Below are 16,623 nucleotides of genomic sequence, written 5' to 3'. Positions count from 1 at the left end.
GGCCTCTGGCCGAGCACGTCACCGGCCTCTGACCAGGGACGTCACCGGCTCCTGACCGGAACAGTGGTGGGCGGCCGTACGGCAGGCGCGGGCCTCAGCGCCGTACCGCCGTGGTCGCCCACCCCAGCACCAGCCACACCCCCGCCACCGCGCTGACCCCGCCCCAGCCCCAGTGGCTGAAGGCCAGGCCCGCCAGGGTCGAGGCGAGGGCGCCCCCGGTGAAGCCGGCGACGACGTAGGCGGTGTTGGCGGTGGCCGGGGCGGAGGTGGTCGTCAGAGCCAGCGTCTGGTTGGCGACATGGGAGGCGACCAGGGCGGCGTGGATCGCGACGGCGGCCACGAACAGCGCGGCCAGCACCTGCCCGCCGAGCCAGAACAGCGGCACGGAGACGGCCGCGAGCAGATACGAGGACCGTACGACCTTCGCGGCGCCGAAGCGGTCGACCAGGCCGCCCGCGAGCGGGGCCACCGCGGTGGCCGTGAGGCCGAAGAGGCCGAACAGACCGGCGGTCGCGGTGGACAGGCCGTACGCCGGGCCGGTCAGCAGCAGGGCGAGCGAGGTCCACAGGGCGCTCCAGGCGCCGAACATCCCGGCCTGGCGTATGCACGCCCGCCACAGGTCGGGCGAGCGGCGGACGAGTCCGGGCAGCTCGGCGATGCCCGAGAACAGCGCTCCCGTGCGGGGGCGCCGCTCGGACGGCAGCGCCAGCGCCGTGGCCAGACCCAGGACGAGGGTCAGCGCGCCGGACCCGGCGAACACCCAGCGCCAGCCGAAGGCCTGCCCGGCGAGTCCGCCGACCACCCGGGCGCCGACGATGCCGGTGAACAGTCCGGCGATGACCGCCGCGACATGGCGGGCACGGTGGTGGGCGGGGGCCCGCTCGGCGACCAGCGGGACGAGCAGCTGCGGGACGACGGTCGCCGCCGCGGCGACGAAGACGGCGACCGCGAGGGCAGCGGTGCCGGGCGCGGCCGCGCCGAGCCCCAGCGCGGCGGCCGTGGCCACCGAGAGCAGGGCGACCAGCGGGCGCCGGTTGACGCGGTCGCCGAGCGGGGCGAAGAAGAGCAGGCCGGCCGCGTAGCCGAACTGGGCGACCGAGGCGATCCAGGTGACGGCCGAGGGGACCGTGCCGAAGTCGTGGGCGATCAGGGGGAACAGCGGAGCCGCGAGGTAGATGTTGGCGGCCGTGACGGCGGTGCAGACGGCGATGAGCAGGAGGAAGAGCTGCCCGGAGGCGGGCTTTTCCGGGGCGGGGACCCGGACCTCGGGTGCCCGGTGGGTGGTGCTGGTCGCTGACGGCATGGGCGGAGCTACTCCTTCGAGCCGACTCTCACAACTAACTGGTTGGTTGGATGCCTCAACAGGGTGCACCTTCTCGGAATTCCCTGTCAACCAAACGGTTGGTTACAAGAGCGGTACCCTGCTCGCATGGCAGCAGTCAGGGACCCCGAGGCCACCAGGGCCCGTATCTTCGAGGCGGCGGTCGCCGAGTTCGCCCGGCACGGCATCGCGGGCGCCCGCATCGACCGCATCGCCGCTGCGGCCAAGGCCAACAAGCAGCTGATCTACGCCTACTTCGGCAACAAGGCGGAGCTGTTCACGCAGGTCCTGGAGAAGTCGATGCTCGACCTCGCCGTCGCCGTCCCCGTCGACCCCGATGACATCGAGGGCTGGGTCGACCGCGTGATCGACTACCACGCCGCCCACCCCGAGGTCCTGCGCCTGCTCTTCTGGGAGGGCCTGGAGTACGGCGCGAACGCCGAACTGCCCGACGAGAGCGAGCGCCAGGAGCACTACCGCACGAAGATCGACGCGCTGCGGGACGGCCAGGAACGGGGCGTGATCACCGACGCCATCCCGGCCCGCGACCTGCTCTTCCTGCTCATCGCCCTGGCCAACTGGGCCGCCGTCGTCCCCCAGATGCGCCGCATCGTGGTGGGCGCCGAGGACACCGACCGGGACCGCCTGCGCGCCTCGATCAGAGAGGCGGCCCGTCGGCTGGTCGCACGCTGACCCCGGCGCCCGACGAGTCGGGCTAGTTGACCCCGATCCGCGCCAGCAGGTCCACGATCCGGCTCTGCACCTCGTCGCTGGTGGACCGCTCCGCGAGGAACAGCACCGTCTCGCCCGAGGCCAGCCGCGGCAGGTCGGCCGGATCGACGGCGGCGGTGTAGACGACCAGCGGGGTGCGGTTGAGCTGCCCGTTCGCGCGCAGCCAGTCGATGATCCCGGACTGCCGCCGGTGCACCTGCATCAGGTCCATCACCACGAGGTTCGGCCTGAGCTGCCCCGCCAGCGTCACCGCGTCGTTGTCGCTCGCGGCCCGCGCCACCTGCATCCCACGCCGCTCCAGCGTCGACGTCAGCGCCAGCGCGATCTCCGCGTGCTCCTCGATCAGCAGCACCCGCGGCGGATGCTGCTCGCTGTCCCGCGGCGCCAGCGCCTTCAGGAGTACGGCCGGATCGGCGCCGTACGCCGCCTCGCGCGTCGCCTGCCCGAGCCCGGCCGTGACCAGCACCGGCACCTCGGCCGCGACCGCCGCCTGGCGCAGCGACTGCAGCGCGGTACGGGTGATCGGCCCGGTCAGCGGGTCCACGAACAGCGCGGCCGGGAAAGCCGCGATCTGCGCGTCGACCTCCTCGCGGGAGTGCACGATGACCGGCCGGTAGCCACGGTCGCTCAGCGCCTGCTGGGTCGTCACGTCCGGCGCGGGCCACACCAGCAGCCGGCGCGGGTTGTCCAGCGGCTCCGGGGGCAGCTCGTCGTCCATCGGCTGCGGCCGCGGCATGTCCGCGACCTCGATCGCTCCACCGGGTCCGTCCAGCGGCTCGGGTCCCTCGGCCGCGTTCGCGTCCGGGGCGCCTATGGCGTACGACCGACCGGCACCCTCGGTGGCCGGGGCGAGCCGGGACTGCCCCGCGAGCGAGGGCTGCGCGGGCACCGGTTCGGCCGGCGGATGCGGACGGGCCGCCTGCTCCGGCTGCGGCTCCTGGCGCGCGGCCGGGTCGGGCGGCGTGCCCAGCTTCCGCCGGCGGCCGGAACCGCCCGGCGCGTGCGGGGGCGGCGTCGCCGTCGACTGCTGCACCTGCAGGGCCTGCCGCGCGAACGGCACGCCCTGCCCCAGCGTGCGGACACTGATCGCCCGGCCCTGGGTGGAGTTGGGGTCGACCGCGGGCCCCGCGGCCTCGGCGGGCAGGGGCTGAGCCGCCGCTCGCTGGACACCGGTGTGCTCCGGCGGGAGCGGGGTGCCGGGTGCCGGGGTGGCGGTCTGCGCTGCCGGGACACCCGCACCGGAGGTGTCGTCGGCACCGGGCCACTGCTGGGGGACGGCGGCCGCGGGGGTGCCTGCGGCCGGCGTCGGCGTACCCTGGCCTGCCGGCACCTGACCGGGAGCCGCCTCCGCCGGAAGCGGTCGACCGGGCTGGGGCGCGGCCGGGGTACCGGCGGGCGGGGTGGTCTGTGCTGTCGGGACGGGGGCGGCGGAGGGCTGCTGGGCCTGGGGAGCCTGCGCCTGCGCCGCTACGGGCTGAGCGGGTGCCGACTGAGCGGGCACGGGCTGGGCAGGCAACGGCTGTGCGGGTGCCAGCTGTGCCGGAACCGGCTGGCCGGGTGCCACCTGGGCGGGCACGGGCCGGCCGGACGCCGTCTGCGCCGGAACCGGCTGTCCCGGCGGAACCGGTACGCCCTGACCGACGGTGCCCTGCGCGGGCACGGCGGCGTTGGGCACGGCCACCGGCTGCCCGGGGGCGGCCTGGACTGCCACGCCGGGCTGAGCTGCCATGCCGGGCTGAGCTACGGCACCAGGTGGCGCCGTGACCCCAGGTGGCGCCGTGACACCAGCCGGCGTCGCGACACCGGTCGGAGCGGCGACGCCGGACCCACCCGCAGCCCCCGTCGGCGCGCCCGTACCCTGCGCCGGAATTCCGCGCCCCGGGGTCGGCTGACCCGCGGCGACCTGAGCAGCCTGCGGAACCTGGCCGGGCTGCACCGGCTGCACCAGCTGCCCGGGAGCCGCCGGTACGGCAGTCGCCTGAGCCGGGAGCGCCGGAACGGCCTGGCCAGGGGCGCCGGGAGCGGCAGCGGCCACCGGGGCAGCCGTCTCCGTGGGCTCGCCCGGATGGGCCACGGCCCGTCGACGGCGGCCCGTCGGGGCGGTCGTGGGGTGCGCCTGGGGCGGGGTGTGGTCCTCGGCCTGGTCGAGCGGTACGGCGTCATGCCGGCCGTCGTCGCCGGGAACTCCCTCCGCGGCTCCCCGTACCTGACCCGGGACCTGGGCATCCGCACCCGGAGCCACGGCCGCCCCCACACCGGCCGCCGCGTCGGCGGACTCGGGTGAGCGATCGGCCTCGGCCGGGGGCAGCGCGAAGACCGTACGGGCCCCCGCCTCCTGCGCGGCGGCCCGCTCCGCTGCGGCGGCCAGCGCACGCCGGCGCCGCCCGGTCGGCTGCCCGTCCGCGGCCGCCTGGGCCGGAACGGGCTGCGCGGGCTCGCCACCGGCTGCGGGAAGCGCGGGCGGCAGGGCGGCCTGCGGTGCGCCGGAGTCCCGCCGGGCTCGGCGGCCCGTGGGCGCGGGCACGCCCTGCGGCGGCACGGTGCCGCCGAGTCCGCTGCCCGTGGCGGCGGTGCCCGCGGCATGCTCGGCTGCGGTCACCACAGCACCCTCGGACACACCGTCCTGTGCGGTACCGGAGTCCGTACCGGTGTCCGTTTCGGCGGGCCGTCCGCGCCGCCGCCCGGTCCCGCCGGACGCGGTCTCCGCAGCTTCGCCGGCGACCGGAGGAGCCGCTTCGACGGCGGCCGCCGCACGCCTGCGGCGCCGCCCGGTCGGCACGCGCGCCTCCGTATCGCCGCCACCGGACTCAGCGGACTCAACGGACTCGGCGGGGGTGTCGCTCTCCAGGAAGGCGTCCGTGGAGGCCCGCCGGGCCCGCCGCCGCCCGCCGCCGGTGCTCTGCTCGGTGGTTCCGGCAGTGTCGGCAGCGGTGTCCTCGGGGCCCGCGGCCTGCGCGGCGACCGCACCGGCGCCACCGCCGAGCGGCACTTCGAGGACGTACGCGCTGCCGCTCATGCCCGGCACCTCGTGCGTCTGCAGCACACCGCCGTGCGCCCGGACGATCCCGCGCACCATCGGCTCGTGCACCGGGTCTCCCCCGGCGTACGGCCCGCGCACCTCGATACGCGCGACCTCACCGCGCTGCGCGGCCGCGACCACCACGGTGTTGTCCAGGTAACCGCCCGCGGACACGGGCGTGTTGCCGGTGGCGTCGACGCCCGCCACGTCCGCGACGAGATGCGCGAGCGCGGTGGCGAGCCGCTGCGGGTCGACCTCGGCCTCGATGGGCGGCGCGTGCACGGCGAACTGGACGCGGCCCGGCCCGATCAGCTCGACGGCCCCGTCCACACCGGCGGCGACGACGGCGTCGAGCATCACCTTCGTACGGGTGATGTCCTCGGTGCCCGCGTCCAGCCGCTGGTAGCCGAGGACGTTGTCGATGAGGGTGGTGATGCGTGAGTAGCCTGCCGAGAGGTGGTGCAGCACCTGGTTGGCCTCGGGCCACAGCTGCCCGGCGTCGTCCGCGGCCAGGGCGGCCAGCTCGCGCCGCAGCTCGTCCAGCGGTCCGCGCAGGGACTGCCCGAGCAGCGTCAGCAGCTGCTCGTACCGCACGGAGAGGGCCTCGTACCGGTCCTTCTCCCGCTCGGCGAGCGCGGCGTACCGCTCCTCGCCGGCCGCCAGCGCCTCCTCGTGCTGTTCGCGCAGTTCGTCGACCTCGGTGACGTGCTTCTGGCGCAGCGCGGTCAGGTCGGAGGCGTGTTCCTCGGAAAGCTGCTCCAGCTTCTCGGCGTGCGCCTTCTCCTGCGCCTCCTTCTCCTCGGCGAGGGCGTCGTACGGCCGTCGGTCCGTGAAGGTCATGACGGCGCCGACGAGCTGGTCGCCGTCGCGCACGGGGGCGGTGGTCAGGTCGACGGCGACCTTCTTGTCGCCCTTGGACCACAGCACCTGCCCGCGCACCCGGTGCTTGCGCCCGGAGCGCAGGGTGTCGGCGAGCGGAGACTCCTCGTACGGGAAGGGGGAGCCGTCGGGGCGGGAGTGCAGCACGAGGGTGTGCAGCTCCTTGCCGCCCAGCTCACCGGCCCGGTAGCCCAGTATCTGGGCGGCGGCCGGATTGACGAGCACGATCCGCCCGTCGGTGTCCGTGCCCACGACGCCCTCGGCCGCGGCCCGCAGGATCATCTCGGTCTGCCGCTGCGAGCGGGCCAGCTCGGCCTCGGTGTCCACGGTCCCGGACAGGTCCCGGACGACGATCATGAGCAGCTCGTCGCCGGTGTAGCCGTAACCGTCGTACGCCTGCTGCCCGTTCTCCAGGTTCGCGCTCGTGACCTCGACCGGGAACTCGGACCCGTCGGTCCGCCGCGCGATCATCCGCGTGGGCTTGGTCCGGCCGTGCGGATCCATGTGATCGGGGCGCCGCATGGAGCCGGGGATGAGTCGGGAGTCGAACTGCGGCAGCAGATCGAGCAGCCCGCGCCCGACGAGGGCGGTGCCCGGGGCCTCGAAGGCCTCCAGGGCGATGGTGTTGGCGTTGACGACGGTTCCGTTGGCGTTGACCAGCACCAACGCGTCGGGCAGCGCGTCGAGTATGGCTGCGAGGCGAGCAGCGCCTCGGGATGGCCTGCTGCTCACGAGACGCTTCCTCCCTGTTACCGCTTTCCGACCGCTCGGGCCATCTTGCCAACCGGCCCGCAGCGTGTCACGCGAGGGAGTCTAAGGGCACGGGTTGCGCTCGCGACGCCGGATGAGAGGGAGGTCGCACGGGGAAGTGACGGCGAACATGTGACCGTATGCCCGGCGGGCGCCCCGGTTCCGGCCCCGGCTCCCCAGGACCTTCGCGGGACCTTTACGAGGCCGGTGATTCCGCCAAGAAACACATGAGAAGCACCGAAGCCCCTACTGAGGCGAATCCGAGGACGGACCCGAAGCGGAACCCGAAGCCGAACCGACCCTCGGCAGCAGGGGCACCATTCGGTCCCACCGCCCGATCTCGCACCCGTCGCTGCGGTCGTACGAGGCGTCGACCGGGCGTCCGGCCCAGGTGCCGGTGACGTGGGCGGTGGCCGGGCCGCCGTAGAGCATGGTGCAGCTGCCGCCGGAGGCCACCGGGGCGAAGGTGTCCCGCCCCCAGCGCGTGTTCGAGTCGAGCACCCGGCAGGCCCCCGCCACGTCCGGGTGATTCCCGGCCCCGGGGTGACAGGACACCTCGTACGTCCCGTCCCGCCCCGCGCCGGCGTGCTCCACGACGACGGTGAGGTGATCACCACCCCGGTCCTCGGGCCGCACGGGCGGGGGCAGGGCGGGCGTGGCGGGCGTGGTGGACGCGGCAGCGGCGGCGGGTACGGCGGCCAGGCCGACCAGGCCGACCAATCCGACCAGTGACAGGACCGAGAGCGAGACCGAGGCGGCGGCAGTGCGGGGCACCGCCAGTGCGCCCCGCGGGACGACCGACAGGACAGAGACCATGCCCTGCCCAACGCTCACGCGCCCCGGACGTTGCGCCAGGCCCCGGGCCTGCCGCCCCGCCGGGCGAAGCCCTTTGCCCTGCGGCCCCCGCGCCTAGTACCGTGGGAGCCGATTGGTGACACCCCGCTCGACTGTGTCATCATCTGCACGCACCAATCGCGCGCTCGCGCGAGTGGTTGTGCTGGAGGCGTCGCCTAGTCCGGTCTATGGCGCCGCACTGCTAATGCGGTTTGGGCCTTAAAGCCCATCGAGGGTTCAAATCCCTCCGCCTCCGCACCGATCCCGAAGCCCCGGTCCCCAGGACCGGGGCTTCGGCGTTCCCGGGGTGTTCCTCGGCTGCTCCCCAGCCACCCGAGGATCTTCCCCATCCTCGCCATCCCCGCCTGATCCACGTTTCCGCAGGTCACAACGGGTATGCGAATCGGATTTCACATGACGGCGGCAGTCATGTAATGTTCTTCCTGTCGCCGCGAGCGGGTCAAAAGGGCCGGGAGCGAAGACGAAAAACAAGCACTCGTAGCTTAACGGATAGAGCATCTGACTACGGATCAGAAGGTTGCAGGTTCGAATCCTGCCGAGTGCACACAGGTCAAAAGCCCTTCGGGATCATCCCGGAGGGCTTTTGACATCAACGGCTGACATCAACGCGCCCCGAAGCGCCGCTGATCACTCCTCGGCGTGCGGCTCCTGTTCGCCGTCGGCTTCCTCTTTCGACTCATCCAGTCCGAGCGCGTCGTCCATCCGGTCGGCGGCGGCCTTGAGCGTCGTACTCATCACGTGCGCGTAGGTGTCCAGCGTCATCGTGATCGTGCTGTGCCCGAGCGTTTCCATGATCGTGCGAGCGTCCACGCCCTGGGCCAGTAGGAGCGACGCGCACGTGTGCCGGAGGTCGTGCACCCGCACCCGTCGTACGCCGGCATCCCGACACAGGATGGTCAGCATCCGGTTCAGGCTGCGGGGGTCCGTGACGCGACCGGTCGTTGTGGTGAAGATCAGCCCGTCCGGCTGCCCCGGTGTCGGCTGCCACCTCTTCCCCGCCACCTTGCGTTCCCGCTCCTGCTGGGCTCGATGGTGCACGAGTGCCCGCATGCAGTGCTTCGGGAGGGACACCGTACGGATGGAGCGCATGGTCTTGGGACTGCCGAAGATCAGCTCACGCCGGATGCGCTGGACGTTCCGGCGGACACGGAGCTGACCGTTCGTGAGATCGACATCCGCCCAGGTGAGGGCGAGCGCCTCGCCCCGCCGCAGGCCTGTGGACACGAGCAGCAGCCACAGCGCGTAGAGGCGGTGGGAGCGGGCGGTCTTGAGCATGAGGCGAGCCTCTGCGGCGTCCAGCGGACGCACCTCCTTGCGGGTAACAGTGGGGGTCTCCACGATCCGCGCGACGTTCCGTGCGATCAGCTCCTCTCGGATCGCCTGCTGAAGCGAGGACCGGAGGACGGCATGGATGTACTGGACGGTTCGGGCGGAGGGGCGACGCTCGCAGCAGCGGCCCACGGCGCAGCACGAGCGCTTGCCCTCCGGGCGTTCAGCGTCCGCGCCCCGCAGGCAGCAGAGGCAGGCGTCCTTGAACTCCGCGAGGAACCGGCGCACATCTGCCGGCGACAACCGGTTGAGCCGCTTCTTGCCGAGAGCGGGCCGGAGGTACAGACGGGTCAGACCCTCGTAGCTGTTCAGCGTGGACGGCTTGAGCCGCTGCGGCGCGATGGTGGCGAGCCAGTAGGTGAGGTAGTCGCCGAACGCCATGGTGGACTCGGCGGCCGGAATGCCTTGACGGGTCTTCTCCTGCAACTGCGTTAGCTTCTCGGCCACTTCCTGCCGTGTCTTGCCGTAGACGAACTTCCTGGTGCGGGTCCCGTCAGGGCGGTAGACGTAGGCAGCAGCCTGGTAACGGCCGTCCGCCCGCTTGGTGATCGTTCCTTCGCCGTTGGCACGACGCTTGGCCATCAGTCGGTCTCCTCGATGCGGTTCTGCATGTAACGGCGTACGGCGTCGACCGGGACGCGTCGTGCACGGCCGGCCGTGAAGCTTTCGAGCTGCTTCGAGCGGATAAGGTCGTAGACCTTGCTGCGGCTGAGGCGCAGGGCGGTCATGACCTCGGGGACCTTGAGCGCCTCGGGGCTCGGGGGCAGGGCGGTGGTCATGCGGTGATCTCTCCTCGGGGTGGGAGGACCGGGCGGGGTGCGGTTGACGTCACAGTGCTGCGGGTCGCGGCCCATCGCGGCCCAAGCCTGTGACCTGCATCTTTGTGGCGGTCGTGTGCGGCCCATCGCGGCCCAACCCGATCAGGGGGTGGGCCGCGATGGGCCGATGATGGAGGGCGGGAAAACCGCAGCTCAGGCGTGGTGGGCCGCGATGGGCCGCGACCCGGCGGATAGTGGGCTCAACCGGTGAGGGCGATCCCGTTATAGGTGGCGATCCGCTCGCCCGAGGGGGCGCGAGGGCGAGTGCGGTTGAGCTGGGGGATCACGGACAAGAGGTTGCGGCCGAAGAGCTGTTTCGTACCGGCCCGTACGCCGTTGTCCTCGGCCCACTCCCGCCAGACCGCCCACAGGTCGTCCACGGCAACGGTGCACGTCGGCCCGGTGCTGCAGCGCTCACGGACGAACGCGCTGGTGGGCGATGCGGTGTCCCGTATCGTCGTGACCGCCTCACGGCTGGAGGCAGGCTCCGTGAGCCGGCCGGTGCGCTGCAGGCGCGCCAGTCCTTCCAGGGCCCAGTTGAGGATGCCGGGCATCTCGGCGGTGAGGCGGTCGGTGAGGGTGGGATCTTCCTTGCCCAGCCACGACACCCGCATGCTGAGCAGGATGAACCGGTTCGCGATGACGCCTGAGGAGTCGCCGAAGTGCGGCAGCTCGTTGGACAGGATCATTAGCCGGGACGGCAGCTTGCCGGTCCACTGCTCGCGGTACTTGCGGTCCACGTCGATCGTGTCGTCACCGGAGATGGTCAACAGCCGCTCCACCACCTGACTGTTGTCGTTGCCGGACAACCGGGCGTCGGAGATGACCGCCAGCGATTTGCCGATCAGGGTGGCCAGTCCGAAGTTCGTGCCCAGGCCAGCCAACGTGGGCCCGGCAAGGTTCTCCTTGCCGACCAGTGCCTTCAGTACCCGCGCGATGGTGCCCTTGCCGGAGCGGGAGGGACCCACGATCAGCAGGATTTTCTGTAGGTCGGTGCGGCCGGACAGGACGTAGCCGAACCACTCCTGTAGTGCGGTGATCGCGTCTGCGTCGTCGGGCCAGATCTGGGATAGGAAGCGCTCCCAGGTCGGCGCCGTGGCGGCGGGGTCGTAGGCGAAGGGGACGGACACGAGGTTGAAGAAACCGGGCGTGTGCGGCAGCAGCGCCCTGTCACGGATCCTGAGCAGCCCGTTCTCACACGCCACGATCGGCCCACCGTCCTGCTCGCCACCCAGCCAAGCGGGGGCGTCGGTGTCGGTGGGCAGGAGCGTGATCGCCCCGAGCGCGTCCAGGAGATTGCTGATCTTCTGCTTGGTCGGGGCCCACTCGCGTTCCTCGGTCTGTCCGTCCTTGCCGGGCGCCTGGTAGACCACGTGCTCAAGACGCTCGTACATGTGGGCGCGCACCTGGGCTTCGTCGATCTCGCGCCAGCAGGTGCCGTTCCAGCGCATCCACGAACCGCGCCAGCGCCGGCACATGAGCTGTCCGTTCTCGGTCTGCCAGTCGGGCAGCAAGCGGCGGGCGACTGCGAGCGGGTTGGAGGGTGCGGGCAGCCCTTCCATGCCGGTCATGCGGCGTTCCTCCCTTCGATGTGCGGGGCGGGCGCCCCAGTGCAGGAGTGCTTGTGCGCCTCGTACTCGGCGACCAGGGCGGCCACGGAGTGCTGTCCGGTGGCAGCGCTGGCCTGCCCGCAGGTGCAGGCGTAGGCGGCGCTGGGGGTGTCGCCGTAGCGCTTGGACCAGCGGGCCCCGTCCCAGTGATGGCGGTAGACCGGTGGCGCGTAGATGCGGATACCGGGCCGGTCCGGCGTCGGGGCTTCCGTGCCGTGGCGTGCCTCGTCGGACCGGAAGCGGTCAGAGTGAAGAACAGAAAGGACGCCCTTACGGGCGGCGACCGTCGGCCCGCCCACGGCCGCCGTGTCCACAGGCTGTGGAGCGGTCTGCGGGCGGTCGGTGGGGTCCAGGAGGCTCTTAGAAGAGGCGGGATCCCTCATGCCGCCCTCCCGCAGGCGGTGTTGTGGGTGATGGACCAGTCGAGCCCACGGCGGATCACGTCGTCGTAGTAGTGCTGGGACTGTGTGGCGTTGCCCGCCGCCGCCCTACTAAGAGCCTCCTCGACCTCGGACCGGGTGAGGTCGCCGGACGTGATCAGCCGCCCCAGGGCGCGGGCGGCCCGGAGAAGGGTGGCGTTGCGGTTTCCGTCGGCGGCCGTGGCCACGTTGTTCGCCTCGTTCCGCAGCGCTGCTGCGGCGTACCCGCTCGCGCGGGTGGTGATGGCCACCACGCCGCCCTGAGCGGGCCGTTGGCGGGGTTTCAGAGCCTCATGGAGCCAGTCGGGCAGTGGGGCTGGTTCCCGGTCGTCCAGGACGCTGTAGGTGCCGTCGGGGGTGGTGCTGCCGGGGGCGACGACGTACCCGCCCCAGCCCCGTGTGTCGATCTTCTTCGCGAGCCGTCCGGCGGTGGAGTGCAGCCGGACGCCGGGCGGCTGTGTGAAGTACAGATGCTGGCCACCGCGCGCGGTCCGCACGCGGTAGGTGTCGGGTTCTTCCTGCCCGGCGCGCTCGCAGAGCGCCTTGAAGTTGGTGACGCCGTCAGGCGTTCCTTCTCGCTCTTGGGGCTTGAGCGTGTCCAGGTCCACCACCAGCAGCCCGGACGGGCCGGAGGCGATGCCGACGTTGTAGGGCTGCTGCGCCCACGCGGCGATTAGCAACTCGGTGTCGGTGGTGGCGCGCTGCTCCGGCGTCTTGTGCCCGTCCGTGCAGCGGCCGGTGCCGGGGCAGTACTTCTCGGCGTGACCGGCTGGCCGCTTGTCGCCGGGGCGGAGCGGGATGACGTGCCAACCACGCTGGGTGGCCTGTGTCGCCCATGCCAGCAGACCCAGTCGCGTGAGGTCGGTGCTTGCGAGGGTGCTCACGCCGCCACCCCCAGGCCTACCGTGAGCCGGTCGGTGAGGAAGGCTCGGCCGATCCATTCGGTGTAGGCCGGGGGCAGTGCCTCGCGCAGGCGGAAGTGGTCGGTGGACCAGTCGATGCCCTTGGCGGCACGGATCTCCTCCGTGGTGGCCTTGCCGCCGCCCTTGCCGTAGGCGGCGACGTAGGGGCCGTCGTGGTACTCGCCGTGCCGCCACCCGCGGACCCTGCCCCGGTGCTTGGGGTGCGGGGGCTGTACAGCCGTCCAGCGGCCGAGTTCGAAGTAGCGGTGCATGAGCACGGTGAGGCCGAACTGTTCGCCGCACAGGCGGATGTCCTTGCGGACCTCACTGCCGGCCACGTTCTCGATCGCGTACGGCCGGCCCGTCGCCTCCAGCGCGGCCCGGGTCGGCGCGATGAGCCGGGGGTAGGTGCGGCCGATCGCGGCGTTGCGCGCCTTGTTGGTGCCCTTCGTGGGAGCGCCCTCTCCCTGGCACGGGCAGGACGCGTGGATGAAGTCGAACCCGTGGCCGTGGGCGCGGATGAACTCCACCGCGTCGCCCTGGTGGAAGGCGTCGCCCGGGTAGTCCGGCTGCGGTTCGATGTCCACGCCGGTGATGTGGCAGCCGGGGAAGGCGCGCCGGTAGCCCTCGGTGGCGCCGCCGATGCAGCAGTAGGCGTCCAGGATCCGTAACGGCCGGTCCAGCGTGAACGCTCGCCCGTTGTCGGTGGGTTGGGTCATGCTGGGTGTCTCCAGTTCCTTGATGGGGTGCTGGTTGGTCAGGGCGGCCCGATTCATTGGCGTGAGGGGGCCGCCCTTGGCGTAGCTAGCCGTGGAAGTGGTTGCGCTTGAAGATGGCCTTGCGGATGTTGACCGTGGTCCCGCCCTGGTGCCCCTTGGCGGTGAAGACCTGGACGGCGATCCAGCCGCCGAAGACGACGGCGGCTAGGACGATGAGCTGGGTGATCAGTGCGGTCAGGGCGGTGATGAACGAGGTGAGCAGGAGCAGCCCGCCGCACACCGCGAGGAACCCGACGCCCCCGAGGGCGACATTCACTGCCGCGCGGGACACGGGCGGCTTGACCGCGACCGGTTCGGGCTGCAGGGGGCTGATGGCGTAGCCGGTGACCACGCGGCCGTCGGGCAACACGATGCTCGCGACCGCCGGGACGCTGCCCGGCTGCACCGGCACGACCGGGGCCCGCATGACGGCGGCGGGGGTGATCGGGGTGGGCTGGTGGACCTCGACGGCCCGTCCGGTGGGCCCGTTGCGGGTCGGTTCAGGGTGCATGCGGAATCCCTTCCGGTGCTCGGTCAGGGAGGCGGAGGCACCCCCTTGAGGGTGCCGTGTGGAGGGCGTTTCAGGGGTGCTGACCTGCGCGCCTCCCTGACTCCCTGATGGATCATCTGCGCAGGTCATGGCCAGGGAGGCGGGCCAGGGAGGGGTTCAGGGAGTTCTCCCTGGCTCCCTGGCCCGCGCGGGGTGTTCCTCCCTGGTTCAGGAGGTGGAAGCGGAACTGTCGTCGTCGCGGTTGGCGAGGGCGCGGGCGAGGCGGTCGCGGCTGATGACCATGACGCCGTCGGACTTGTACGGCTCGGCTCCGGTGCCGTCCAGGACGCGGGTGAGGTCGAGGAAGGACCAGCCGCCGTAGGCGTCGGTGTTGAGTGCGGCGAGTCGGCTGAGGACGTCCTTGGTCCGCACCCGGGCCGCGTCGCCGAGGACGCTCGCGATGTCGGCGAGCGGGTCGCGGTCCTCGCCCCGCTCGATGACGTGCAGGGTGGTGATGCCGTCGCGCAGTGCCTTGGCCCGCTGTGCGATCACCTTCGCGTCGTCGGTGCTGATGTAGTGCGTGCGCACCGTGATGGACGACTGCCCCTTCGGGATCTCGATCCCGTCGGAGGCGACGACCAGGGTTCCCTTGTCCAGCCCCGGGCGCAGCAGGTTCGGGGCCGCGCCGCCGTCCACGGCCTTGTCTCCGAGGGCCATGCGGGCCTGCGACTCCGTGCCCAGTGCGAGGGAGGCGCGGGTGTGGGCGCCCTCGCGCACGAGCTTGGGAAGGTTCTGGTCGGTGGGGTCCTGCGTGCCCTGGAACAGCAGCACGTTGACCGCACGACCCTGGTTGTGGATCTTGCGGGCGGCCATGAAGTACCGGGAGTTGGAGCTGGAGCCGCCGTAGGGGCGCTTGTCCTCGTCCTTGACCGGGCACATGAACGCGACCTGTGCTTCGTCCACGATGACGATCAGCGGTGGGAACTCGGTACCGGGCGGCGCCTGAAGGCGGCGGTTCATCTCCTCGACGGCATCTTCGGCCATCTCGGTGACCTGGATGACGTGTTCGTCGGTGGGGCCCTGGATCAGTCGGGTGGCGAGTCCGTCGAACATGTTCCAGTCGCCGGCGCCCTTGAGGTCGCCCAGCCAGAACTCCACCGACCGGTCCAGCGCCAGCCACAGAGCGATCGCCCGCAGCGCGGCCGTCTTGCCCTGGTTCGACAGACCCGTAATGAGCAGGTGCCGCTGATACACGCTCAGCGCCGCCGCATCGCCACGCAGGTCCTGACCCCAGGGGGCGCGGCCCTTGGCGTAGTCGGCGGTCATCGACTCGTCGGTGACCAGCGGGGACGGGCCGATCGGCTCGTCCAGGGCGCCGGAGTCGGCGACCCACAGCCGGACGGTGCGGGCGGCGGTCGGGATGGTGATGAACACCTCGTGCTCGTGCCGGGACAGGTTCTCGGCGAGCTTGCGCCGCTTGCCCTGCACCTCGTTGGTCGACACCCCCGACGGGAGCGTGACGTCGACCTCGACGCCGCATCCGGCGATGACGATCGGGGACAGCATCGACGCGCCGGCGTCGCCCATCTCCGTGATGGCCTTGCGCAGCGTGGGCACCCCCAGGTCGCGCAGGGCCTTGACCACGATCGACGGGGTGATGGGTTCGCCCTCACCGTTGCGGACGTTGGCAGGAAGCGCCCAGTGCGGCGCGGCCTGCTGCTTGCTGCCGACCGCCCACAGCGCGAGCAGGGCCAGGAACGGGCCGATCGTGATGGCCGGTCCCCAAACCACGCGCACGATGGTGATCATCAGGTTGATGAACTTGATGACCGCCATCAGCGGGGTGACGACGTCGGTCGCGTCCTTGGTGGCAACGGCCATGGCGATGCCGAGCAGGACCAGTCCGCCGATGCCCATACCGGTGGTGACCAGCGCGCCCTTGGCCGCGTCGACCGGGGAGTGCAGCAGGTCCATGCGGCGGCGGTGGCGGGCCTCGCGGTAGCGCTGCCCGCGCTCCTCCCACTCGGCGGCCGCCTCGAAGTTCCCCGCGGTTTCCGCCGTGCGCATGTAGCGCTCGTAGCGGGCGGCAGTACGGCCGTCCCAGGCACGGCGGCCCACGATCCGGGCGCCGCCGGCGACGTAGAGGGAGTGCCGGGCGACCGTGCGGGCGGTCGTCTTGGTGGTGTCGTGGGTGATGGCGGTCTTGATGGCGCGGCCGGAGCGCACCCACAGCGGCGCGGTCGGCGCGGTCGGCGGATCGGGGACCACGGTCAGCGTGGTCACGGCGGATGCTTCGGCCGGGGGGTCGGTGTCCTTGTGCAGGTGAACGACATTGCCGCTCATGACGGGAAGACTCCTGACTGGCCCGAGCAGGGGCCGGAATGTTGAGGAGGAAGTCGGTGGCCCCGCCCGGCACGAGCGCGGGCGGGGTTTCGCGCGGTTCAGCGGCTGTGCCGGGCGCGATTCTCGGCGTGGCTGAGCTGGGACGGGTCGATGCGCGGGCCGTCGAGCCAGCAGAACGGGCGGATGCCGTCGGCGGCCGTGAACACGCGCAGGGCGGCGCCAGGCGGGGCGTCGGGCAGGGCGTAGACGCGTCCGCCGTCGAGGGAGGCCAGCAGCCGGGCGGCGTGGTGCTCACAGCCGTCGGCCCCGGCGTTGATGGTGTCGAGCACGGTCACGGCTATCGGGCCGGTGCAGGGGGTCGGGTCGTCCGGGTGGGCGGCGGGACAGCGGGTCTCCAT

13 protein-coding genes and 2 tRNA genes are annotated in these 16,623 nt (G+C 72.1%); 3 read left to right on the top strand and 12 right to left on the bottom strand.

What is annotated here, in order from left to right:
* Window positions 1–94: 94 nt before the first annotated feature.
* Window positions 95–1,303 carry an MFS transporter gene (locus ACFYZZ_RS22730; RefSeq protein ID WP_389178781.1) on the bottom strand — a complete coding sequence of 403 codons (1,209 nt, stop codon included), beginning with the start codon at window positions 1,301–1,303 and terminating at the stop codon, window positions 95–97.
* Between the two features lie 126 nt (window positions 1,304–1,429).
* Here ACFYZZ_RS22730 and ACFYZZ_RS22725 point away from each other — a divergent pair, with 126 nt between their 5' ends.
* Window positions 1,430–2,014, top strand: a complete 585-nt coding sequence (locus tag ACFYZZ_RS22725) for a TetR family transcriptional regulator (protein WP_389178775.1) — start codon at window positions 1,430–1,432, stop codon at window positions 2,012–2,014.
* 22 nt (window positions 2,015–2,036) lie between these two features.
* Here the strand turns inward: ACFYZZ_RS22725 and ACFYZZ_RS22720 are convergent, their stop codons facing one another.
* Window positions 2,037–6,683, bottom strand: coding sequence for a PAS domain-containing protein (locus ACFYZZ_RS22720; protein ID WP_389178772.1), 4,647 nt, complete (start codon window positions 6,681–6,683; stop codon window positions 2,037–2,039).
* 264 nt (window positions 6,684–6,947) lie between these two features.
* Entirely contained in the window at window positions 6,948–7,517 is a 570-nt protein-coding gene (locus ACFYZZ_RS22715; RefSeq protein WP_389178769.1) for an SSI family serine proteinase inhibitor, read from the bottom strand.
* Between the two features lie 183 nt (window positions 7,518–7,700).
* On the opposite strand from ACFYZZ_RS22715, the gene ACFYZZ_RS22710 reads away from it, so the two are divergent.
* A tRNA-Ser gene (locus tag ACFYZZ_RS22710) sits at window positions 7,701–7,791 on the top strand.
* A 236-nt stretch (window positions 7,792–8,027) separates the two neighbouring features.
* Window positions 8,028–8,100 (top strand) — tRNA-Arg (locus tag ACFYZZ_RS22705).
* A gap of 83 nt (window positions 8,101–8,183) precedes the next feature.
* On the opposite strand, the gene ACFYZZ_RS22700 is transcribed toward ACFYZZ_RS22705, so the two are convergent.
* The 9 genes from ACFYZZ_RS22700 to ACFYZZ_RS22660 all read right to left on the bottom strand — a co-directional run bounded on the left by ACFYZZ_RS22700 (window position 8,184) and on the right by ACFYZZ_RS22660 (window position 16,623).
* On the bottom strand, window positions 8,184–9,467 hold the full coding sequence (locus ACFYZZ_RS22700) for a tyrosine-type recombinase/integrase (protein WP_389178766.1): 1,284 nt from the start codon (window positions 9,465–9,467) through the stop codon (window positions 8,184–8,186).
* Window positions 9,467–9,664 (bottom strand): helix-turn-helix domain-containing protein, encoded by a 198-nt coding sequence (locus tag ACFYZZ_RS22695; RefSeq protein WP_389178764.1) that lies wholly within the window; start codon window positions 9,662–9,664, stop codon window positions 9,467–9,469. The genes ACFYZZ_RS22700 and ACFYZZ_RS22695 overlap by 1 nt, the downstream gene beginning before the upstream one ends.
* A gap of 239 nt (window positions 9,665–9,903) precedes the next feature.
* Window positions 9,904–11,274 carry a phage/plasmid primase, P4 family gene (locus tag ACFYZZ_RS22690; RefSeq protein WP_389178761.1) on the bottom strand — a complete coding sequence of 457 codons (1,371 nt, stop codon included), beginning with the start codon at window positions 11,272–11,274 and terminating at the stop codon, window positions 9,904–9,906.
* Entirely contained in the window at window positions 11,271–11,612 is a 342-nt protein-coding gene (locus ACFYZZ_RS22685; protein ID WP_389178758.1) for a hypothetical protein, read from the bottom strand. Before ACFYZZ_RS22685 ends, ACFYZZ_RS22690 begins: the two co-directional genes overlap by 4 nt.
* An 80-nt stretch (window positions 11,613–11,692) precedes the next feature.
* Window positions 11,693–12,616 (bottom strand): bifunctional DNA primase/polymerase, encoded by a 924-nt coding sequence (locus ACFYZZ_RS22680; protein WP_389178755.1) that lies wholly within the window; start codon window positions 12,614–12,616, stop codon window positions 11,693–11,695.
* Window positions 12,613–13,353 carry a DNA methylase gene (locus tag ACFYZZ_RS22675; RefSeq protein WP_389179760.1) on the bottom strand — a complete coding sequence of 247 codons (741 nt, stop codon included), beginning with the start codon at window positions 13,351–13,353 and terminating at the stop codon, window positions 12,613–12,615. Before ACFYZZ_RS22675 ends, ACFYZZ_RS22680 begins: the two co-directional genes overlap by 4 nt.
* Window positions 13,354–13,438: 85 nt before the next feature.
* On the bottom strand, window positions 13,439–13,903 hold the full coding sequence (locus tag ACFYZZ_RS22670) for a hypothetical protein (protein ID WP_389178752.1): 465 nt from the start codon (window positions 13,901–13,903) through the stop codon (window positions 13,439–13,441).
* A 207-nt stretch (window positions 13,904–14,110) separates the two neighbouring features.
* A complete protein-coding gene (locus tag ACFYZZ_RS22665) occupies window positions 14,111–16,225 on the bottom strand; it encodes an ATP-binding protein (protein ID WP_389178749.1) in 2,115 nt (704 codons plus the stop codon).
* Between the two features lie 98 nt (window positions 16,226–16,323).
* Window positions 16,324–16,623, bottom strand: coding sequence for a hypothetical protein (locus ACFYZZ_RS22660; protein ID WP_389178746.1), 300 nt, complete (start codon window positions 16,621–16,623; stop codon window positions 16,324–16,326).

This window comes from Streptomyces sp. NPDC001816 (genome assembly GCF_042892235.1).
Classification (GTDB): domain Bacteria; phylum Actinomycetota; class Actinomycetes; order Streptomycetales; family Streptomycetaceae; genus Streptomyces.
The sequence above is the reverse complement of the archived record's forward strand: the minus strand, read 5'-3'. Positions and strand labels throughout refer to the sequence as shown.